Genomic DNA, 19,337 nt, shown 5'->3' on the forward strand with positions numbered 1-19,337 from the left:
GTGGAGCTACACCCGAAAATGCTTCGATAGTTTGAGGCCCTGCGCCTGGTAGTTCGAGCCGATGCGCTGGCCGTACATCGCGTCGGGGCGCGCCAGCATTTTCTCGTAGACGAGACGGCCGACGATCTGGCCGTGCTCGAGAATGAACGGCACCTCGCGCGAGCGCACTTCGAGCACGGCGCGCGATCCCTGCCCGCCAGCTCCGGCATAGCCGAAGCCGGGATCGAAGAAGCCGGCATAGTGCACGCGGAACTCGCCGACCAGGGGATCGAACGGCACCATCTCCGCGGCGTAGTCGGGCGGCACCTGCACGGCTTCCTTGGAGGCGAGGATGTAGAACTCGCCGGGGTCGAGGATCAGGCTGCCGTCGGGACGCGCCGAGATCGGTTCCCAGAAATCCTCCACCGCATAGCCGGAGCGGCGGTCGACGTCGACGACACCGGTGTGGCGCTTGGCGCGATAGCCGACGAAGCCGTTGGCCTTCTCGCCGGAGAGGTCGACGGAGACGGCAACGCCGCCGGTGAGATCGGCATCGTCGAGATCGACGAGACGCTCGGTCGCATGCAGCGCCTCGAGCTCGTCGATGTTGAGGATGGCATCTCCGGTGCGGAAGCGTACCTGGCTCAGGCGCGAGCCCTCGCTGACCAGTACCGGAAACGTCTTCGGGCTGATCTCGGCGTAGAGCGGGCCGTGATAGCCGGCGCCGATCATGTCGAAGCGTCGGGTGCCGTCGGCGATGACACGGGTGAAGACATCGAGCCGGCCGGTCGAGCTTTTCGGGTTCGCGGCGGCGACGATCTCCGGCGGCAGCGCCAGGCTTTCCAAGAGCGGCACGATGTAGACGCAGTTGGTCTCCAGCACTGCGCCATCGGCGAGGCTGAACTCGTGCAGCTTTAACTCGTCGATGCGCTCGGCGACGGTCGCGCCGGGACCCGGCAGGAAGCTGGCGCGAACGCGATAGGCGATGTCGCCGAGGCGAAGGTCGAGGCTCGCCGGCTGGATCTGGCTTTCGACGAAGTCATAAGCGGGCAGGATGAGGCCCGCCTTCGCCATCGCCGCGATCATGCGGTCGGGCAGGATACCATTGGCGTCGGCGGCAACCGTGAAGCTCAACCGGGGGTCCTCGTCAGGGGTCAAATGCATCCGGACATGCGGGAAATAGCAGCCTTTTACGGCTATCCGATGGACGCCTTGACGGAAAGGCCATTGCGGAATATGAGCATCACTTATCCCGTGGTGATTTGAGCCGGCCGGCTTGCAGCCACGTTAAATAAGTCGCTAAACAGGCCGGGGACCTCTGTGATCCCGGCCCGTGGAAGTTATCCAGGCCGGTTTTTTTGTGACCATTTTCGATGGTCACGCAGAGGAGGTCCTATGTCGAAGTCCCCGGCGTCCACCACGCAATACCGTCCCGAAACCCGCCTGGTCCATTCCGGCACCCTGCGCTCGCAATATGGCGAGACGTCGGAGGCGCTGTTCCTGACCCAGGGCTACGTCTACAACAGCGCCGAGGAGTGCGAGGCGCGGTTCAAGGGCGAGGACCCCGGCTTCATCTATTCGCGCTATTCCAACCCGACCATCTCGATGTTCGAGCGCCGCATGATCGAGCTCGAAGGCGCCGAAGCCGCCCGCTCGGCCGCGACCGGCATGGCCGCGGTGACGACCGCGATCCTGGCGCCGCTGAAGGCCGGCGATCATGTGGTGGCCTCGCGCGCCCTGTTCGGCTCCTGTCTCTACGTCATTCAGGATCTCTTGCCGCGCTACGGCATCGAGACGACGCTGGTCGACGGAGCCGATCTCGACCAGTGGCAGCGCGCCTTGCGGCCGAACACCAAGACGTTCTTCCTGGAGAGCCCGACCAACCCGACGCTCGACGTGCTCGACATTCCAGGGATCGCCGAGATCGCGCACAGCGGCGGCGCGCGGCTCGTCGTCGACAACGTGTTCGCGACGCCGATCTGGCAGAGCCCGCTCGCGTTAGGGGCCGACGTCGTGGTCTATTCCGCGACCAAGCACATCGACGGCCAGGGCCGTTGTCTCGGCGGCATCATCCTGTCGTCGGAAGCGTTCATCGCCGAGCACATCCACAATTTCATGCGCCAGACCGGCCCGTCGATCTCGCCGTTCAACGCGTGGGTCCTGCTCAAGGGCCTGGAAACGCTCGGCGTACGCGTGCGCGCGCAGACCGAGACGGCGGGACGCATCGCCGACGTGCTGGCGAGCCATCCGAAGATTTCGCGCCTGGTCTATCCCGGCCGCGCCGATCATCCGCAGGCAGCTCTCGTGAAGAAGCAGATGCGCGGCGGCTCGACGCTGGTCGGCTTCGAGGTCAAGGGCGGCAAGCAGGGTGCGTTCCGCGTGCTCAACGAGCTCAAGCTTGCAAAAATCTCGAACAATCTCGGCGATGCCAAGAGCCTCGTCACGCATCCGGCGACCACGACGCATCAGCGCCTCAAGCCGGAAGACCGCGCCGCGCTCGGAATCAGCGAGGGCTTCATCCGCTTCTCGGCGGGGCTCGAGCATGCGGATGATCTGATCGAGGATCTGACTGCGGCGCTGGAGAAGGCGTGAGGGCTTCACGAGCTCGGAACGTAGGGTGGGCAAAGCGACTTGTCCGCCGTAGCTCGAAGAGCGAAGGCGGAAGCGTGCCCACCATTCACGATCATATCGCCGATAGATGGTGGGCACGGCGCGCGAAGAGCGCGCCTTTGCCCACCCTACGGCACCGAGCTACATCGGCCGATACGTCCGCACGTCGGCGGGCACGTTGACGCCGAGCTTGATCTGGCCGACGGAGCGGATGATGTCGTCGCCGAGGATCTGCGCGAAGCAGGCATAGCCCCAATCGTTCATATGCAGGCCGTCGGCGATCACGAAACTCTCGACCGGGATCGATTGATTCTCGTGCCAGTCGCGCATCACCTCGAAGCGGGGGAAGATGCCGACGTGACGGAGCTCGGCGACCTTGCCGAGCAGGTGCACCATCTTGCCGGCGCTCTCCTTGCGCTGGTTGACGGCCGGCGAATATTGCGGATCGACCAGCACGATGTCGGCGCCGCCAGCGGCCTGGATGCGGGAGATGCCGTCCTCGACCATCTTGGCGGTGTCACCGGGATCGAGATTGCGCAGCACCGCATTGGTGCCGACCTGCCAGATCACGAGATCCGGATGCACGTCGATCACCTCCTTCTGGAGGCGCTTCATCATCTCGGGCGCGTCCTCGCCGCCGACGCCGGCGTTGATGACGGTGATGTCGGCGGTCGGATATTGCCGGCGGAGCTGCGCGGCGAGACGGTTCGGATAGTTGAAATCGGGCGAGCTCGCGCCATAGCCTGCCGTCGACGACGAGCCGAACGCGACGATCACGACGGGTTTGCCGGCGACGAGCTTGCCCGCGACATGCGGCAGCGAGCCCATCGCCTTCGAGCCACCCTTCGGCGTGAGGCAGGGCACGCGGCTGAAAATGTCCCCGGCGGATTTCGCGACCTGCTTCACCTTGTCGATGGCGCGGGCGGTCACGCCGCGCTGCTCGTGGGACGTCGCGGCGACGGTGGTCTGGGAAGGCGAAGCGGAAGCCGGACTAGCGGCCTGCTGCGGCGCGGGCGTTGCCTGCGTGGCCTGCGCCTGCACTGGTGCCAGCGACACCGGCGTCAGGAGCAGCAGAGCCGCCGCGGGCGCAGCCAGCCATGCAGTCAACCAAAAAGGGCGGAGAGAACTCATTAACGCTAGACCTCAATTTTGCTGCTGGGCCGGCCCCAGATGGGCTGCGTCGATCACAAACTGTGCCAACGCCCGGCCAAGGCAGTCATGGACCTGTTTCGCCAGCTCTGGCCCGCGGGACGGGCTGAACAGGTCGAACTGACCCTGATCATTCCACTGCCGCATGATCGCGAAACGGTCGAACAGCGGGATGTCATGCTCCTGCGCCACCACCCGCATATTGTCGAGATAGGGCGGCACCGAGATCATGGTTTCGGTACGCGGGCTGTACTGCAAGTTCATCAACACGACGTCAGCCCCTGCTTTTTGCAGCGCGGAAACCCCTTCGGTTACCGCCCCGCGAAAATCATCGGGATCAATCGCTCGGATAGCATCCACAGTCCCGGTCTGCCAGATGACCAAAGTAGGCCTTTTTGCTTCCATCAGCTTAACGAAGGTGGCGGCCGCCTCCTCGGCCGTCTTCTTGCTCTGTATTTCTACGGAGACGTGCACGGTCTCCGACGGCAGCAGCCTGTCCTGCAGGATGGCCTGCATGCGCGCCGGATAGGAGCTGTCCTCCGAGGCCGGAATCGTGGTCGAACGGCTGCCGATGACGAGGATTTCGAGCGGTTTGCCGGCCTTGATGGCATCGGCGACCCTCGGAAGCTGGCTTTCAGTGGTGAGCAGATAGGATGGCAATTCGCAGGCCGGGGGCGCGGCCGGAGCAGCCGGCACGGCATCGCCCGCGCGCGCCAGGGGCGCGGCGAGGTTACCGCACAGCAGGACCAGGCTCAGGAGAACCTTCGCCTTCATCAGCCCCCTCCCGCCAGATCGGCGTTGCCGACGGCGTTTTTGGTTTTCGCACCGCTCTTGTCAGCCACGCGCTTGTACCACGAAATCACCCATGCAACGCCCCACATGATCAGGATTCCGGAGAGACTAATCAGCGCATGCATGGCTGCGCCGCCGGAGACTTCGGCCAGGATGAAATGGCCGGCGAAGGCGAGGAAGACGCCGAGACAAAAGATCTCGAGGGAATGCTGGCCGCAGAGGATCAGCGGCCGCAGCCAGGGCGATTTCAGGCCCGGCCATTCCCGGGGCAGGAAGCGAACGGTGAGCGCGGCGAACGCCAGGAAATGCGTGAAGCGCAGCACGTCGAGATCGGCCTTGTCGATCGGATACATCCACTGCTCGAGCCGCCTCGGCATGAAGTGGGAGAGCTGCGGCACATACCAGGTCAGCGTCACGTAGAACGCCGCGACGAGATAGGCGATCGATATCCACATCGTGACGCGGGACGCCAGGATGCGCGACATGCGTCGCGCACCTCCGAGCGCACACCATGCACCGAATACGAAAAGCAATTGCCAGGCGAAGGGATTGAACGCCCAGAAGCCGTTCGGATAGGCCGACAGATAGAGGTCGTATTCCCAGGTCACCGCGTAGAGCACGACCGAGAGGCCGAGCGTCACGTCGGGCCGCCATTTCATCAGCCACAAGATCAAGGGCAGCGCCAGCATCAGCACGATATAGAGCGGCAGCACGTCCATGTTGACCGGACGAAAGCGCAGCAGCAGCGCCTGCACGATCGTGACATCGGGCTGCTTGAGGAAATCCATGATGCCCATCTCTTCGGTGTAGAGCGGGTTCTCGAACCTGGTCGCAACGTAGGAGATTTCGGCGAGGAAGATCGTGAACAGAAAGACGTGGGCGACATAGATCTGCCAGACGCGCCGCAGGATGCGCGCGGTGGCGACGACGAAGCCGCTTTCGAGCATGGCACGACCGTAGACGAACGCCGCGGTGTAGCCGGAGATGAAGATGAAGATCTCGGTGGCGTCGCTGAAGCCGTAATTGCGGATCGTGAACCAGGTCAAAAGGCTCGGCGGCAGATGGTCGACGAAGATCAGCCACAGCGCGAGCCCGCGGAACAGGTCGAGCCGGAGCTCGCGCTCGCCGATGGCGGGCAGCGTGATGGCCGGCGCGGCGGAGCGCGGCTTCGCCTCCGCAGGTCTGGCCTCCGCAGGCTTGCCGGTTCCCGCGATCGTCGATCCCGTCACTTGGTCGGCAATGGTCATCGGGGGTTCGAAACCCTTCCGCAAATCGCGACGTGTCATGGAGTGTACAGGTCCGGCCGTCGTCTCGCAAAGCGGCCGGATCACATTGGGTCTACTTCCTCGGCAATTCTGGCGGCACGATGTCACCAAAACCGCCTGCGGGCGTTGGTTCCCGGCCGGGTTTTCGTTATGATGGCCGCCATGTATCGCGCCGTGACCCGCCAGATCGAAGTGACCGTCGAGCCGAACTTTGTTCCGGAGCAGTCGTCGGCTGACCGCTCCCGCTATTTCTGGTCCTACACCATCGTCATCACCAATTCCGGCGACGAAACCGTGCAGCTGAAGACGCGGCACTGGATCATCACCGACGCCACCGGCCGCCAGCAGGAGGTCAGGGGCGAGGGCGTCGTCGGCGAGCAGCCGACCCTGGCTCCCGGCGAGCGCTTCGAATACACCTCCGGCGTGCCGCTCGCGACCGCCTCGGGCTTCATGACCGGCCGCTACCAGATGGTCAGTGAAAGCGGCGAACGCTTCGAGATCGACGTGCCGACGTTCTCGCTGGACAGCCCGGACAACAAGCGGGTGTTGAATTAGCCCGGTGCCGTAGGCGCCGTAGGGTGGGCAAAGGCGCAAAGCGCCGTGCCCACCATTCCAAACGTGGCGCATAAGATAGTGGGCACGCTGCGCTTTGCCCACCCTACGACTGGATTGCTTCGCTGCGCGCGCAACGACGGAGGATGCGACGCCTACGCGTCTTCCACGCCGGCCTCGTGCGGCGTGAACTGGTACACCGACGAGCAGAACTCGCAGGTCACGACGACCTTGTCGTCCTTGACCATGGCGGCGCGGTCGTCGGGCGAGAAGCTCTTCAACATCGCACCAACCGCGTCGCGCGAGCAGGAGCATTGCGCCTTCAGCACCAGCGGATTGAACACGCGCACGCCACGCTCGTGGAACAGGCGGAACAGCAGCCGCTCGCCGGAGAGTTCGGGGTCGATCAGCTCGACGTCCTCGACGGTCTCGACCAGCGAACGCGCCTCGACCCAGGCGTCGTCTTCGGCGACAGCATGCACCTCCGCGCCTTCGGGCGCATCGCCGGGATGCAAATCGGCCTGCCGCGCGCGCTCGGGCGCCTTCGGCAGGAACTGCATCAGCATGCCGCCGGCGCGCCAGCGATGCTTGCCGCCGTCGTTCGAGCGCCACTCCTCGCCGACCGCGAGACGCACGCGCGTCGGGATCTGCTCGGAGCGCAGGAAATATTCGTGGGCGGCATCTTCCAGGCTGCCGCCGTCGAGCGCGACCAGACCCTGGTAGCGGCTCATGTCGGGACCCTGGTCGATGGTCATGGCGAGATGACCGTTACCGAGAAGCGTGCCGGAATCTTTTGTCTCGCCGAGGCGCTCGGCATCGTAGCGCGCATAGGCGCGCAGGCGATCCGGCGCCATGTAGTCGACGACCAGGAACGACACCGGACCGTCGGTCTGGGCCTGGAGGATGAAGCGGCCCTCGAACTTCAGCGCCGAGCCGAGCAGCGTCGTCAGCACGATGGCCTCGCCGAGCAGCTTGCCCACGGCAGCGGGATAATCGTGCTTGGTCAGGATCTCGTCGAGCGCGGGACCGAGCCGCACGAGGCGGCCGCGCACGTCGAGTGCGTCGACCTCGTAAGGCAGCACGGCGTCATCGATGGGAACCGCTGATGGTGCGCGAACCGGGCCTTCAGGCCCGGTATTCATGTCAGGGGATTGGGAAACCATGGCGCTTTATCTGGGGTCGATGGAGGAAAATGGAAGAGGGCTCAAGGGTGGTGTGTTCCGGATGCACTTATGATCGCTCAGGATCCTGCAAATTCGATGTCGTCCCGGCGCGCGCAAAGCGCTGATACGGGACCCATAGCCACAGGATTACGCGATAGCCCGCGTAGCCCGGATGGAGCGTAGCCCAATCCGGGACCACTCCAACTGCGGACACAAACCCGGATTTCGCTGCGCTCCATCCGGGCTACAAGTGAGATTACTTCACCGCGTCAAAGCACCAGGCCAGAATGCCCTTCTGCGCATGCAGGCGGTTTTCGGCCTCGTCGAACACGACCGATTGCGGGCCGTCGATCACTTCGTCGGTGACCTCCTCGCCGCGATGGGCGGGCAGGCAATGCATGAACAGCGCATCGGGCTTGGCCAGCGACATCAGCTTCGAATTGACCTGATAGGGCTTGAGCACGTTGTGACGGTGCTCACCTTCCTTGTCGCCCATCGACACCCAGGTGTCGGTGACGACGCAGTCGGCCCCCTTCACGGCGGCCTCGGGATCGGTGCCGAGCACGATCGGCGCGCCGGTGGCCTTGATGAAGTCCCGCATTACCTTTTTCGGCGCAAGCTCCGGCGGCGTCGCGACATTGAGCTTGAACTTGAAGCGCTCGGCGGCATGCGCCCAGGACGCCAGCACGTTGTTGTCGTCGCCGGTCCAGGCCACCGTCCTGCCCTCGATCGGGCCGCGATGCTCTTCGTAGGTCATGAGGTCGGCCATCACCTGGCAAGGGTGCGAGCGCCGTGTCAGGCCGTTGATGACGGGCACCGTCGCATATTCCGCCAGCTCCAGCAGGGCCTCGTGATTGAGGATGCGGATCATGATGGCGTCGACATAGCGCGACAGCACGCGCGCCGTGTCGGCGATGGTCTCGCCGCGGCCGAGCTGCATCTCGGCGCCGGTCAGCATGATGGGCTCGCCGCCGAGCTGGCGCATGGCGACGTCGAACGAGACGCGGGTGCGCGTGGAGGGACGCTCGAAGATCATCGCCAGCGTCTTGCCTTCCAGCGGCTTCACCGGCTGGTGCGCTTTCTGCTTCGCCTTCATGGCGGAGGAGGCCGCGAGCATGCTCTTGAGCTCCGACAACGGGAGCTCGTTGATATCCAGAAAGTGCTTCGGGGACTTGCTCATCAGCTCGCCGCCCGCTTGGTCTGACTGGACGAGATCGCGGCGCAGGCGCGCTCGAGCCGCCCGACGCTGTCCTCGATTTCGGCTTCGGTGACGATCAAGGGCGGCAGGAAGCGCACGACATTGTCGCCGGCGCCGACCGTGAGCAATTTTTCGTTGCGCAATGCCGCGCCGAGATCGCCTGATGGCACCACGGCCTTGATGCCGATCAGAAGGCCTTCGCCGCGCACTTCGCTGACGATGTCAGGATAACGATCGATCACGGAGGCGAGCTTCTGCTTGAGCAGCAGCGACATCTTCTGCACGTGATCGAAGAAGCCGGGCTTGAGCATGACGTCGAGGACGGCGTTGGCAGCCGAGATCGCGAGCGGATTGCCGCCGAAGGTCGAGCCGTGCGAGCCGGGCCCCATGCCGGCAGCCGCGTCCGCGGTCGCCAGCACCGCGCCGATCGGGAAGCCGCCACCGAGCGCTTTGGCCAGCGACATCACGTCAGGCGTGACGCCGGTGCGGCGATGCGCGAACAGATCGCCGGTGCGGCCCATGCCGGTCTGCACCTCGTCGAACGCGAGCAGCAGGCCCTTCTCATCGCAGAGCTGGCGCAACGCCCTCAGGAAGGCGGGCGTTGCCGAACGCACGCCACCCTCGCCCTGGATCGGCTCGATCAGGATGCCGGCGGTCTGCGGACCGATCGCCTTCTTGACGGCGTCGATATCGCCATGCGGGACCTGGTCGAAGCCGTCCATCGGCGGGCCAAACCCTTCGAGATATTTTGCCGAACCGGTCGCGGCGAGCGTTGCCAGCGTGCGGCCGTGGAAGGCGCCTTCGAAGGTGATGATGCGGTAACGTTCCGGATGACCCTTGGAGAAGTGATGATGGCGGACGAGCTTGATCACACCTTCCAGCGCTTCGGCGCCGGAATTGCAGAAGAACACGAAGTCCGCGAAGCTTTCGTTGCACAGACGCGCGGCGAGCTTCTCGCCGTCCGGGCTCTGGAACAGGTTCGACATGTGCCAGAGTTTGGTGGCCTGCTCTTGCAACGCTTTGACCAACGCAGGGTGAGCATGGCCGAGCGCATTCACCGCCACGCCCGAGGTGAAATCGAGATAGCGATCGCCATTGGTCGCAATCAGCCAGCAGCCTTCACCGCGCTCGAAACCGAGGTCGGACCTGGCGAAAACGGGGAGCAAATGCGGCGCTGCGCTGTTAGTCATGACGATCACTTGAATGTTGCGGACGGCGTGAGCGTGCATTGCGCAACGCACCATTGACCGGCCCGGAAAACGAAACGTGCCGCCTTTTAAGGGCGGCACGCGAGACTATCTTATGCCTGGTGAAACCGGTGTCAATGCCGCCCGGAAAGCCTCGCGAAACGCAGAATCCGTAGTCTTGCGGTGGCGATTTTGCGTATTTCCGCCACGGAACATGTGGAAGCGAGTCGGCGGACTCTTGCGCGTGAGTCACGCCATATTGTAGCGTTTGGCTTGTCAGATACGACATCTCGTGCAGCAGTTCTGATCCTCTAAGTCCTCATGTACCGGCGTAAGCGTTCGGGCGCATCTGGTGCGCCCGGCGAGCCTTAAGGGATTCTGGCGGCACGGGTTTTTCGAAGCTTAGGCATTCGCCGTGCGGCCGCCAGGATGGCAGGCGCCGGCGAAGGAAAGGGTGCAATGACCGTTTTGACCTGGTCGGATGATCGCGTCGAGCAGCTGAAAAAGCTCTGGGAGGCCGGGCTTTCGGCCAGCCAGATCGCCGCTGAACTCGGCAATGTGACCCGCAATGCCGTAATCGGCAAAGTGCACCGGCTCGGCCTGTCGGGCCGCGCCAAGAGCCCTTCATCGGCAGCGCCGCGGCCGCGCAAGGCACGCCCCGCCCAGCACATGATGCGGGTGACCCGCCCGATCGCGCGCGGCAACACCGCGCTGGCGCAAGCCTTCGAAGTCGAGGTCGAGGCCGAACCGGTCACCTACGACAACGTCGTGCCGATGAGCCAGCGGCTGTCGCTGCTGGAGCTGAACGAGGCCACCTGCCACTGGCCGGTCGGCGATCCCTCGAGCCCGGATTTCTTCTTCTGCGGCGGCAAGGCGCTCTCCGGCCTGCCCTACTGCGCCCAGCACTCGCGCGTGGCGTATCAGCCCGCGGCCGATCGCCGGCGCGCGCCGGCGAAGCCGGGTCCGCGCTGAGGTATCGGATTAGCTGACTACGAAGACGGCGCCGTCACGCGATGACGGCTCAACTCACTCGGTGTCGTCCCTGCGAACGCAGGGACCCATAATCCCGGCGCGTAGTTATTGCGCGGGATGATCACTCCGAGTCTTCGCCAAACCACTCCCTGTGGTTATGGGTCCCTGCGTTCGCAGGGACGACATCGAGGATGCGGTGGCAGCCCGCTAAATCACGTCTGCCACAGCAACCCCTTACGCTTGCTCCGCCTTCGCAAAGCGATCGTCCAGTGCGTAGCCCGCGCCGCGGACGGTGCGGATCGGGTCCTGCTCGCGGCCGAGATTGAGCAGCTTGCGCAGGCGCCCGATATGGACGTCGACGGTGCGCTCGTCGATGTAGATGTCACGGCCCCAGACGCTGTCGAGCAGCTGCTCGCGCGAGAACACGCGGCCGGGATGCTCCAGGAAGAACTCCAGCAGGCGATATTCGGTCGGGCCGAGATCGATCGGCCGGCCCGAGCGCGCCACGCGACGCTTGTCGCGGTCGAGCTCGATGTCGCCATAGGCGAGCACGGTGGCGAGCCGCTCGGGGCTGGCGCGCCTGAGCAGGCCCTTCACGCGTGCCAGCAGCTCCGGGACCGAGAACGGCTTGACGATGTAGTCGTCGGCGCCGGTCGCAAGGCCCCGCACCCGCTCGCTCTCCTCGCCGCGCGCGGTGAGCATGATGATCGGGAGCTGCTTGGTCTCGGGCCGGGTGCGCAGCCGCCGGCACAGCTCGATGCCGGAGAGGCCCGGCAGCATCCAGTCGAGCACGATCAAATCGGGGATGTGCTCCTTGAGGCGGGTGTCGGCATCGTCGCCGCGCATCACCGTCTCGACGTCATAGCCGTCGCCTTCGAGGTTGTAGCGGAGAAGCTCGGTGAGAGCTTCCTCGTCCTCAACCACCATAATGCGTGCGCCCATGGTGTTCGTCGCTCCTTAAGTGTTCGGGACCGTCGTGGCGAAGGTCGTCATGTCGCCCTTCGGCCGCTTGTCGGTGATCGCCTGGCCCTCGATCATGTAGAACACGGTCTCGGCGATGTTGGTGGCGTGGTCACCGATGCGCTCGATGTTCTTGGCGCAGAACATCAGATGGATGCAGAACGAGATGTTGCGCGGATCCTCCATCATGTAGGTGAGGAGCTCGCGGAACAGCGAGGTGCAGATGGCGTCGACTTCCTCGTCGCCCTTCCACACCGCCATTGCCGCCGGCAGATCGTGCGCGGCATAGGCGTCCAGCACCGACTTGACCTGTTGCTGCACGAGGTCGGTCATGTGCTCCAGACCGCGGAACAGCTTGAGCGGATGGAAATCCGTCTCCAGCGCCGCGACGCGCTTGCCCATGTTCTTGGCGAGGTCGCCGATCCGCTCGAGATCGGTCGCGACGCGCATGGCGCCGACGATCTCGCGCAGATCCACCGCCATCGGCTGGCGGCGCGCGATGGTGAGAACGGCGCGCTCCTCGATCTTCTTCTGGAGCGCGTCGAGCTCGGCGTCGATGGTCACGACGCGCTGGCCGAGCGCGACGTCGCGGCGGATCAGCGCGTCGACGGAATCGACGATCATGCGCTCGGCGATGCCGCCCATCTCGGCGACCAGGCGCGTGAGTTCCTGGAGGTCGGTGTCGAAGGCCTTTGCGGTATGTTCAGAACCCATGTTCCGTCTCCTCAGCCGAACCGGCCGGTGATGTAATCCTGCGTGCGCCGGTCGGTCGGCGACGTGAAGATCTTGCTGGTGTCGTCGAACTCGATCAGCTCGCCGAGATACATGAAGGCGGTCTTGTCGGAGACGCGCGCCGCCTGCTGCATGTTGTGGGTGACGATCGCGATCGTGTAGTTCTCGGACAGCTCCTGGATCAGCTCCTCGACCTTGGCGGTCGAGATCGGGTCGAGCGCCGAGCAGGGCTCGTCGAACAAGATCACCTCGGGCCGCACCGCGACCGTGCGGGCGATGCAGAGGCGCTGCTGCTGGCCGCCGGAGAGCGACAGGCCGGAGGCGTTGAGCTTGTCCTTGACCTCGTTCCACAGCGCGCCGCCGCGCAGCGCCTTCTCGACGCGGTCGTCCATCTCGGACTTCGAGATCTTCTCATAGAGACGGATGCCGAAGGCGATGTTTTCGTAGATCGTCATCGGGAACGGCGTCGGCTTCTGGAACACCATGCCGACGCGGGCGCGCAGCAAATTGAGGTCCAGCTTGGGGTCGAGGACGTTGGTCTGGTCGAGCATGAGCTGACCGGTGACGCGCTGGCCCGGATAGAGGTCGTACATCCGATTGAAGATGCGCAGCAGGGTCGACTTGCCGCAGCCAGACGGGCCGATGAACGCCGTGACGCGGTTGGTGCCGAGCGCCAGATTGATGTTCTTCAGCGCGTGGTGCTCGCCGTAATAGAAATTGAGGTTGCGCACCGTCACCTTGGCCGGAGCTTCGGGCAGCACCGGCGCCTGGGGCAAACCACCGGCCGCGCTCATCGATACGGAAAGATCACTCATTTTGCGGTCCTCTCGGCGCTCAGAATGCGCGCGCCAATATTCAGGGCAAGAACGGTCAGGGTGATGAGCAGCGCGCCGCTCCAGGCGAGCTGCTTCCAGTAGGCGTAGGGGCTCTGCACGAAATTGTTGATGGTGACCGGCAGGTTCGCCATCGTCTTGTTCAGACCCAGGCTGAAGAACTGGTTCGACAGCGCGGTGAAGAGCAGCGGCGCGGTCTCGCCGGCGACGCGGGCGGTGGCCAGCATCACGCCGGTAATGAGGCCCGAGCGCGCCGCGCGATAGGCGATGCGCTTGATCACCAGCGAGCGCGGCAGGCCGAGCGCCGAGGCCGCCTCACGCAGTGCGTTCGGCACCAGCAGCAGCATGTCCTCGGTCGTGCGCAGCACCACCGGGATGACGATCACCGCAAGCGCGAGGCAGCCGGCAATCGCCGAGAAGCCGCGCATCGGCACCACCACCGCACCATAGATGAACAGGCCGATGATGATCGAGGGCGCCGAGAGCAGGATGTCGTTGATGAAGCGGATCACCGAGGTCAGGCGGTCGTTGCGGCCGTACTCGGCGAGATAGGTGCCGGCGAACAGACCGAGCGGCGCGCCGATGCCGACGCCGAGCACGGTCATGATGATCGAACCCACGATGGCGTTGCGCAGGCCGCCCTCGGTCGAGCCCGGAGGCGGCGTGTCCGCAACGAAGAGCTCCAGGTTCAGGCCGGCAATGCCGTTGTAGAGCAGCGTCATCAGGATCAGCGCGAGCCATGTGACGCCGAAGGCAGCGGCAGCCAGGCAGAGCACACGGATGACGATGTCCATGCGGCGGCGGCGTGCGTAGATCGGGTTCATGTTACTTCCCCGCCTTCTTTTCAAGACGCATCAGCATCAACCGTGCAGCCGCGAGCACGAAGAATGTCAGCACGAACAGCAGCAGGCCGAGCAGGATCAGGCCGGACTGGTGCAGGCCGTCGCTTTCGGCGAACTCCGATGCGATCGCCGCCGAGATCGTGGTGCCCGGGGCGAAGATCGACGACGAGATGCGGAACGAGTTGCCGATGATGAAGGTCACCGCCATGGTCTCGCCGAGCGCGCGGCCGAGCGCCAGCATGACACCGCCGATGACGCCGACGCGGGTATAGGGGATCACCACGCTGCGCACGACTTCCCAGGTGGTGCAGCCGACGCCGTAGGCGGCTTCCTTGAGCACCGGCGGCACCGTCTTGAACACGTCGACCGAGATCGAGGTGATGAAGGGCAGCACCATGATGGCGAGGATCAGCGCCGCGTTGAACAGGCTGAGATAGGACGGCGGGCCTGCGAAGATCGCGCCCAGCACCGGGATGCCGTCGAAGATCTTGATCATGAAGGGCTGGAACGTGTTGGCCAGGAACGGGCCGAGCACGAAGAAGCCCCACATGCCGTAGATGATCGAGGGAATGCCGGCGAGCAGCTCGATCGCCATGCCGATCGGGCGGCGCGCCCATTGCGGGCAGAGCTCGGTCAGAAAGATCGCAATGCCGAGACCGACCGGAATGGCGATCGCCATCGCGATGAAGGAGGTGATGAGCGTGCCGTAGATCGGGCCGAGCGCGCCGAGCACGGGCGGATCTGCCGACGGCGCCCAGCGCTGCGTCCACAGGAAGGCGAAGCCGTATTCCTTCATCGCCGGGAACGCGCCGACGATCAGCGAGATGATGATGCCACCGAGGATGAGGAGCACCGAGATCGCGGACAGCCGCGTGATCCAGTAGAAGGTGAGGTCGCCGAGCTTGAAGGCGCCCAAGGCCTTGGCGCGGTCATACGGTCCGGCGTCGTCGATTACATCGCTCTGAACGGCCATCTCTGCCACGCCGATCCCCTGTGCCCGTTTGATATACGCTTGTTGTCGGTCTTGTTGTTGGTCTTGCGCTCCGGATGCGGCGCGAGGCCGATCCGGAGCGGAGGTCTTGTGAGATCCCGGCGCCCAGTCCGGGACACAGAGCGCTTAGCTCTTGATCTCGGCAGCCCAGGTCTTCTCGATCAGTTGGACGACCGGGTCCGGCATCGGGATGTAGTCGAGCTCTTCAGCCGCCTTGCCGCCGCTCTTGAAGGCCCAGCGGAAGAACTTGATGGCTTCCTGCGAGGCTGCCTTGTCGGTGGCATCCTTGTGCATGAGGATGAAGGTCGCCGCCGTGATCGGCCAGGACTTGTCGCCGGGCTGGTCGGTCAGGATGACGTAGTAGCCGGGAGCCTTGGCCCAGTCGGCGTTGGAAGCGGCCGCCTGGAAGGCTTCGACCGTCGGCTGCACCGGCTTGCCGGCCTTGTTGACGAGGCCGGTGTAGGTCAGCTTGTTCTGCTTGGCATAGGCGTACTCGACGTAGCCGATCGAGTTCTTGGTCTGGCTGATGTTGCCCGACACGCCTTCGTTGCCCTTGGCGCCGACGCCGACCGGCCACTCGACCGCGGTGCCCTCACCGACCTTGCTCTTCCAGTCCGCGCTGGCCTTAGCGAGATAGTTGGTGAAGTTGAAGGTGGTGCCCGAACCATCCGAGCGGCGGACCACGGTGATCGCGTCCGACGGCAGCTTCACGTTCGGATTGAGCTTCTTGATCGCGGCGTCGTCCCACTTGGTGATCTTGCCGAGATAGATGCTGGCCAGGGTCTCGCCGTCGAACACCAGCTCGCCGGGCTTCACGCCCTCGATGTTGACGACCGGAACGATGGCGCCCATCACCATCGGCCACTGGACGAGGCCGTCCTTCTCGAGCTGCTCGGCCTTGAGCGGCGCGTCGCTGGCGCCGAAGGTCACGGTCTTGGCCTGGATCTGCTTGATGCCGCCGCCGGAGCCGATCGACTGGTAGTTCAGACCGTTGCCGGTCTCCTTCTTGTAGGCGTCAGCCCACTTGGAATAGATCGGGAACGGGAACGTCGCACCGGCACCCGTGATGTCGGCAGCAAACGCCGCCGTCGCCGATGCGGCGACCAAGCCGGCAGCGACGATAGTTTTGATGAAATTCATGGTGGTCTCCATACAGGGGAGCGAAGCGCCATCCGCGCCCGATCGCGCTCCCCGTGCCGCCCCTTTAGGAGCGGTCGGCTGTGCTTTTACGAAGGTTTCGTGACAGCTGGATGACACGGCCAAGCGATTGAAATCGCTTGAATATCAGGTCGAGGCCGCGGTCTTCGCCTGGGGAAAACAGGCCGTGAAAACGGCGCCCTGCTTGGGCACGCTCTCGATCAAAAGCCGGCCGCGATGGCGGTTAAGAATATGTTTCACCAGCGATAATCCGAGCCCCGTCCCGCCCTGCGAGCGGCTGTCACCGACGTCGACCCGGTAGAACCGCTCGGTCAGCCGCGGCAGATGCTCGGGCGCGATGCCGGGGCCGAAATCGCGGACCATGACCCGGATTTCCTGAGTTCCATCAGTGGCTGCCGCCGCGGCCAGCGACACGATGACACGTCCGCCCGACGCCCCGTATTTGAGCGCGTTCTCGATCAGGTTCTCGAACAGGCGGAGCAATTCCTCGCGGTCGCCCGCAATCATCACCGGGGTCTCAGGCAGATGGGTTTCGACCTCGACCTGGCGCTCCCGCGCCAGCGGCTCGAGCCCGTCGGCGACCTGGAAGATGATCGGCAGCAGGTCGACCAGGGTGTCGGGCCGCACATGGGCCGACAGCTCGACCCGCGACAGCGAGAGCAGATCGTCGATCAGGCGCGCCATCCGGGTCGCCTGGTTGTGCATGATGCCGAGGAACCGCTCGCGTGCCTTGGGATCGTCCTTGGCCTGGCCCTGGAGCGTGTCGATGAAGCCCGACAGCGCGGCGAGCGGCGTGCGCAGCTCGTGGCTGGCATTGGCGACGAAGTCTGCGCGCATCTCCTCGACCCGGCGCAGCGGCGTCTGGTCGTGGAAGGTCATCAGCATGCATTTGTCGGCGCCGCCGAAGGAGGTCGGCACCGGCACCGGCGTGATGGTCAGCTCCATCCAGCGGTCGACCGGGACATGGTCGAGATAGGTCGTGCGCCGCGGCTCGGTGGTGGCGATGGATTCACGCAGCGCGGTGATGATCTCCGGCGAGCGCAGCGCGAACTGGGCGAGCTCGTTCTTGCGCAGCGCCGGCGCCAGCTGGGCGGCGGCGGCATTGAGATGGATGACACGCCCGGCGCGGTCGAGCAGCACCGCCGGATCCGGCATGCCGGCGACGACCGCGGCCACCGCCGCGCTCTCGACCGGGTTGACGCGGCGGGTGTCGTCGCGCGAGGCGGCATTGTCGTGCAGCCTCCAAGGGATCAGCGCCGCGGCCGCGATGCAGAGGAACACCGTCGCCGCCCGCATCACCGACAATTCGCCGAGCGAGACCACCACCGACAGCGCCAGCGCCGCGGCGATCAGGATGACGGTCGAGTGCCGCAGCCGGTCGGACCAGGGCTGCGCGGAGGGAGAAGATGGTGCGTCGATCGCCATCGGGGCGGGCTTCTCCTAAAGGGGATGCGCCGGTCAGGCGCCGGTGTCGCTGCGCTCTCTCACATAGGCGGCTTCACGCGCCGGGCCGGGGTCGAGCTTGAGCGCCGCCTGCTGCAAGCGCTTCGATCGAGCGCCGATTATAACCTCGCGAAACGTCAGCAAGATTACAGATATGACGAAGGGGGAGAGATAATAGAGGACGCGGAACAGGAGCATGCCACCCAGCAGTTCCTCGCGGTCCATCTGCCAGAGGCCGACCAGCATGGCGGCATCGAACACGCCGAGCCCTCCCGGCGAGTGGCTGGCAAAACCGAGCAGCGTCGCCGAGACGAAGATCACCGCCACCACGACGAAGCCGAGATTGGGCTCGTCCGGGACCAGCACGTACATCGCCAGCGCACAGAAGCCGAGATCGATGATGCCAATGGCGATCTGGAGCAGCGTCAGCGGGCCGCCCGGCAGCACCACGGTCCAGGGCCCGCGGCCGACCACCCGCGGCTGGGTCCAGACCCAGACCACATAGGCGACCAGCCCCGCGATGATCATCATCGCCAGCATCCGGTTCAGCCAGGGCGGAAGCTGGTCGATCGCGGCAGCGGCTTCCGGATGGTAGGAGATGCCGAGGCCGAGCACCGCGGCATTGCCGAGCCAGAAGGTCAGGCCGGCGAGGAAGCAGATCTTTGCGACGTCGATCGCGTTCAGGCCATAGGCAGAATAGATGCGGTAGCGCACCGCGCCGCCGGTGAAGACGCTGGCGCCGACATTGTGGCCGATCGAATAGCTGGTGAAGGCGGCGAGCGCATTGATGCGGTAGGGCACATGGGCGTGGCCGATCGCGCGCACGGCGAACAGATCGTAGAAGGTCAGGGTGAAATAGCCCGCGGCCACGAACAGCGCCGCCATCGCGATCTGGCTCGGCTCGGTGCTCTTGATCGCTTCGAGGACCTCGTTGACGTCGATTCCCCGCAGCATGTGGTAGAGCACATAGCAAGCGATGCCGATGACCGCGACGCTGATCACAACTCCAAGCTTATGCAGGACTTGCTTCTGGCGCAGAAACGTCATCGCCCTGCGTATGGCTTCCAGCATCTAGACCTCGAACAACGCTTCAGCGGCCGGGGTGGCCGGCGGACAGGCGGACGACGCACAGGCATTCAACGAACCCTTGCCGCCGGCTCCGGCATCGCGCATGCCCCATGCCCTTCCACTAGCGCGTTTTGGGGCGGAGTGGAATTCAGCAATTCGAACAAAAACTCGTGCCTTCAATATTTTAGGCAGGGTTGCGGGCTCCTGATGCACTGATTGGCGCTTTCGGCGGCAAGACTGACGCGAATCTCCATGGCAATCCTGCGCAGGCGCCATGAAGTTTTGATGATTTCGACCGCACAATGTTCCGTCACGACTTAAGCCGACGTCAATCTATGGGCCGCCCCCGCCTGGCGAAAGAGGGGGTGGCCGGCGCTGTTGTTCAGGGATTTCAGGTGGGCCGAAAGGCCGCGGCGACGGTGGCGGCCTCAGGAAGCGATCGG

18 protein-coding genes and 1 riboswitch are annotated in these 19,337 nt (G+C 64.8%); of the genes, 3 read left to right on the forward strand and 15 right to left on the reverse strand.

Going from position 1 to position 19,337, the window contains the following annotated elements:
* Positions 1–6 precede the first annotated feature (6 nt).
* A complete protein-coding gene (locus CT676_RS20125; protein WP_071909138.1) occupies positions 7–1,113 on the reverse strand; it encodes a 2'-deoxycytidine 5'-triphosphate deaminase in 1,107 nt (368 codons plus the stop codon).
* A gap of 110 nt (positions 1,114–1,223) precedes the next feature.
* A riboswitch (SAM riboswitch) is annotated at positions 1,224–1,303 on the forward strand.
* A gap of 71 nt (positions 1,304–1,374) precedes the next feature.
* On the opposite strand from CT676_RS20125, the gene CT676_RS20130 reads away from it, so the two are divergent.
* Positions 1,375–2,571 carry an O-succinylhomoserine sulfhydrylase gene (locus CT676_RS20130; protein WP_085399619.1) on the forward strand — a complete coding sequence of 399 codons (1,197 nt, stop codon included), beginning with the start codon at positions 1,375–1,377 and terminating at the stop codon, positions 2,569–2,571.
* Between the two features lie 159 nt (positions 2,572–2,730).
* On the opposite strand, the gene CT676_RS20135 is transcribed toward CT676_RS20130, so the two are convergent.
* From CT676_RS20135 to CT676_RS20145, 3 genes are read right to left on the reverse strand one after another with little or no spacing between them, the layout of a single operon-like run.
* Positions 2,731–3,720: an SGNH/GDSL hydrolase family protein gene (locus CT676_RS20135; RefSeq protein WP_071909137.1), complete on the reverse strand. Its 990-nt coding sequence runs from the start codon at positions 3,718–3,720 to the stop codon at positions 2,731–2,733.
* 12 nt (positions 3,721–3,732) lie between these two features.
* Positions 3,733–4,512, reverse strand: a complete 780-nt coding sequence (locus CT676_RS20140) for a lipolytic enzyme (RefSeq protein ID WP_063979875.1) — start codon at positions 4,510–4,512, stop codon at positions 3,733–3,735.
* Positions 4,512–5,777 (reverse strand): OpgC domain-containing protein, encoded by a 1,266-nt coding sequence (locus CT676_RS20145; protein ID WP_028155148.1) that lies wholly within the window; start codon positions 5,775–5,777, stop codon positions 4,512–4,514. Before CT676_RS20145 ends, CT676_RS20140 begins: the two co-directional genes overlap by 1 nt.
* Positions 5,778–5,957: 180 nt before the next feature.
* On the opposite strand from CT676_RS20145, the gene apaG reads away from it, so the two are divergent.
* Positions 5,958–6,350, forward strand: coding sequence for a Co2+/Mg2+ efflux protein ApaG (gene apaG, locus CT676_RS20150; RefSeq protein WP_014491305.1), 393 nt, complete (start codon positions 5,958–5,960; stop codon positions 6,348–6,350).
* 152 nt (positions 6,351–6,502) lie between these two features.
* On the opposite strand, the gene CT676_RS20155 is transcribed toward apaG, so the two are convergent.
* The 3 genes from CT676_RS20155 to CT676_RS20165 form a co-directional block, all read right to left on the reverse strand.
* Entirely contained in the window at positions 6,503–7,510 is a 1,008-nt protein-coding gene (locus tag CT676_RS20155; RefSeq protein WP_085399618.1) for an Hsp33 family molecular chaperone, read from the reverse strand.
* Positions 7,511–7,766: 256 nt separating this feature from the next.
* A complete protein-coding gene (gene argF / locus CT676_RS20160; protein ID WP_014491303.1) occupies positions 7,767–8,690 on the reverse strand; it encodes an ornithine carbamoyltransferase in 924 nt (307 codons plus the stop codon).
* Positions 8,690–9,898 carry an aspartate aminotransferase family protein gene (locus CT676_RS20165; RefSeq protein WP_085399637.1) on the reverse strand — a complete coding sequence of 403 codons (1,209 nt, stop codon included), beginning with the start codon at positions 9,896–9,898 and terminating at the stop codon, positions 8,690–8,692. Before CT676_RS20165 ends, argF begins: the two co-directional genes overlap by 1 nt.
* A 456-nt stretch (positions 9,899–10,354) precedes the next feature.
* Between CT676_RS20165 and CT676_RS20170 the strand changes: the two genes are divergently transcribed.
* Entirely contained in the window at positions 10,355–10,867 is a 513-nt protein-coding gene (locus CT676_RS20170) for a GcrA family cell cycle regulator (protein ID WP_014491301.1), read from the forward strand.
* A 234-nt stretch (positions 10,868–11,101) separates the two neighbouring features.
* Here CT676_RS20170 and phoB read toward each other — a convergent pair whose 3' ends face one another.
* The 8 genes from phoB to CT676_RS20210 form a co-directional block, all read right to left on the reverse strand.
* Entirely contained in the window at positions 11,102–11,809 is a 708-nt protein-coding gene (phoB, locus tag CT676_RS20175; RefSeq protein ID WP_014491300.1) for a phosphate regulon transcriptional regulator PhoB, read from the reverse strand.
* A 15-nt stretch (positions 11,810–11,824) separates the two neighbouring features.
* Positions 11,825–12,541, reverse strand: a complete 717-nt coding sequence (gene phoU, locus CT676_RS20180; protein WP_028155152.1) for a phosphate signaling complex protein PhoU — start codon at positions 12,539–12,541, stop codon at positions 11,825–11,827.
* A gap of 11 nt (positions 12,542–12,552) precedes the next feature.
* Positions 12,553–13,374: a phosphate ABC transporter ATP-binding protein PstB gene (pstB, locus tag CT676_RS20185; protein WP_063979878.1), complete on the reverse strand. Its 822-nt coding sequence runs from the start codon at positions 13,372–13,374 to the stop codon at positions 12,553–12,555.
* Entirely contained in the window at positions 13,371–14,216 is an 846-nt protein-coding gene (gene pstA / locus CT676_RS20190; RefSeq protein ID WP_063979879.1) for a phosphate ABC transporter permease PstA, read from the reverse strand. The genes pstB and pstA overlap by 4 nt, the downstream gene beginning before the upstream one ends.
* A gap of 1 nt (position 14,217) precedes the next feature.
* Positions 14,218–15,207 carry a phosphate ABC transporter permease subunit PstC gene (pstC, locus tag CT676_RS20195; RefSeq protein WP_085399617.1) on the reverse strand — a complete coding sequence of 330 codons (990 nt, stop codon included), beginning with the start codon at positions 15,205–15,207 and terminating at the stop codon, positions 14,218–14,220.
* Between the two features lie 144 nt (positions 15,208–15,351).
* The gene (gene pstS / locus CT676_RS20200; RefSeq protein ID WP_063985930.1) at positions 15,352–16,365 is read right to left on the reverse strand and encodes a phosphate ABC transporter substrate-binding protein PstS; all 1,014 of its coding nucleotides are present in this window, start codon (positions 16,363–16,365) and stop codon (positions 15,352–15,354) included.
* A 144-nt stretch (positions 16,366–16,509) separates the two neighbouring features.
* Positions 16,510–17,808, reverse strand: a complete 1,299-nt coding sequence (locus tag CT676_RS20205; protein ID WP_085399616.1) for an ATP-binding protein — start codon at positions 17,806–17,808, stop codon at positions 16,510–16,512.
* Positions 17,809–17,841: 33 nt separating this feature from the next.
* Positions 17,842–18,897: a lysylphosphatidylglycerol synthase domain-containing protein gene (locus tag CT676_RS20210; protein WP_063979882.1), complete on the reverse strand. Its 1,056-nt coding sequence runs from the start codon at positions 18,895–18,897 to the stop codon at positions 17,842–17,844.
* Positions 18,898–19,337 lie beyond the last annotated feature (440 nt).

Origin of the sequence: Bradyrhizobium sp. MOS001 (genome assembly GCF_004634465.1) — a bacterium.
Classification (GTDB): domain Bacteria; phylum Pseudomonadota; class Alphaproteobacteria; order Rhizobiales; family Xanthobacteraceae; genus Bradyrhizobium; species Bradyrhizobium barranii.

What these genes read in the sequence shown, in the direction of transcription:
- CT676_RS20205 (WP_085399616.1), bottom strand. Translation starts at nt 17,808, where the DNA reads ATGGCGATCGACGCACCATCTTCTCCCTCCGCGCAGCCCTGGTCCGAC.
- phoU (WP_028155152.1), bottom strand. Translation starts at nt 12,541, where the DNA reads ATGGGTTCTGAACATACCGCAAAGGCCTTCGACACCGACCTCCAGGAA.
- pstC (WP_085399617.1), bottom strand. Translation starts at nt 15,207, where the DNA reads ATGGCCGTTCAGAGCGATGTAATCGACGACGCCGGACCGTATGACCGC.
- phoB (WP_014491300.1), bottom strand. Translation starts at nt 11,809, where the DNA reads ATGGGCGCACGCATTATGGTGGTTGAGGACGAGGAAGCTCTCACCGAG.
- CT676_RS20140 (WP_063979875.1), bottom strand. Translation starts at nt 4,512, where the DNA reads ATGAAGGCGAAGGTTCTCCTGAGCCTGGTCCTGCTGTGCGGTAACCTC.
- apaG (WP_014491305.1), top strand. Translation starts at nt 5,958, where the DNA reads ATGTATCGCGCCGTGACCCGCCAGATCGAAGTGACCGTCGAGCCGAAC.
- argF (WP_014491303.1), bottom strand. Translation starts at nt 8,690, where the DNA reads ATGAGCAAGTCCCCGAAGCACTTTCTGGATATCAACGAGCTCCCGTTG.
- CT676_RS20165 (WP_085399637.1), bottom strand. Translation starts at nt 9,898, where the DNA reads ATGACTAACAGCGCAGCGCCGCATTTGCTCCCCGTTTTCGCCAGGTCC.
- CT676_RS20145 (WP_028155148.1), bottom strand. Translation starts at nt 5,777, where the DNA reads ATGACCATTGCCGACCAAGTGACGGGATCGACGATCGCGGGAACCGGC.
- CT676_RS20135 (WP_071909137.1), bottom strand. Translation starts at nt 3,720, where the DNA reads ATGAGTTCTCTCCGCCCTTTTTGGTTGACTGCATGGCTGGCTGCGCCC.
- pstA (WP_063979879.1), bottom strand. Translation starts at nt 14,216, where the DNA reads ATGAACCCGATCTACGCACGCCGCCGCCGCATGGACATCGTCATCCGT.
- CT676_RS20155 (WP_085399618.1), bottom strand. Translation starts at nt 7,510, where the DNA reads ATGGTTTCCCAATCCCCTGACATGAATACCGGGCCTGAAGGCCCGGTT.
- CT676_RS20130 (WP_085399619.1), top strand. Translation starts at nt 1,375, where the DNA reads ATGTCGAAGTCCCCGGCGTCCACCACGCAATACCGTCCCGAAACCCGC.
- CT676_RS20170 (WP_014491301.1), top strand. Translation starts at nt 10,355, where the DNA reads ATGACCGTTTTGACCTGGTCGGATGATCGCGTCGAGCAGCTGAAAAAG.
- CT676_RS20210 (WP_063979882.1), bottom strand. Translation starts at nt 18,897, where the DNA reads ATGCTGGAAGCCATACGCAGGGCGATGACGTTTCTGCGCCAGAAGCAA.
- pstB (WP_063979878.1), bottom strand. Translation starts at nt 13,374, where the DNA reads ATGAGTGATCTTTCCGTATCGATGAGCGCGGCCGGTGGTTTGCCCCAG.
- pstS (WP_063985930.1), bottom strand. Translation starts at nt 16,365, where the DNA reads ATGAATTTCATCAAAACTATCGTCGCTGCCGGCTTGGTCGCCGCATCG.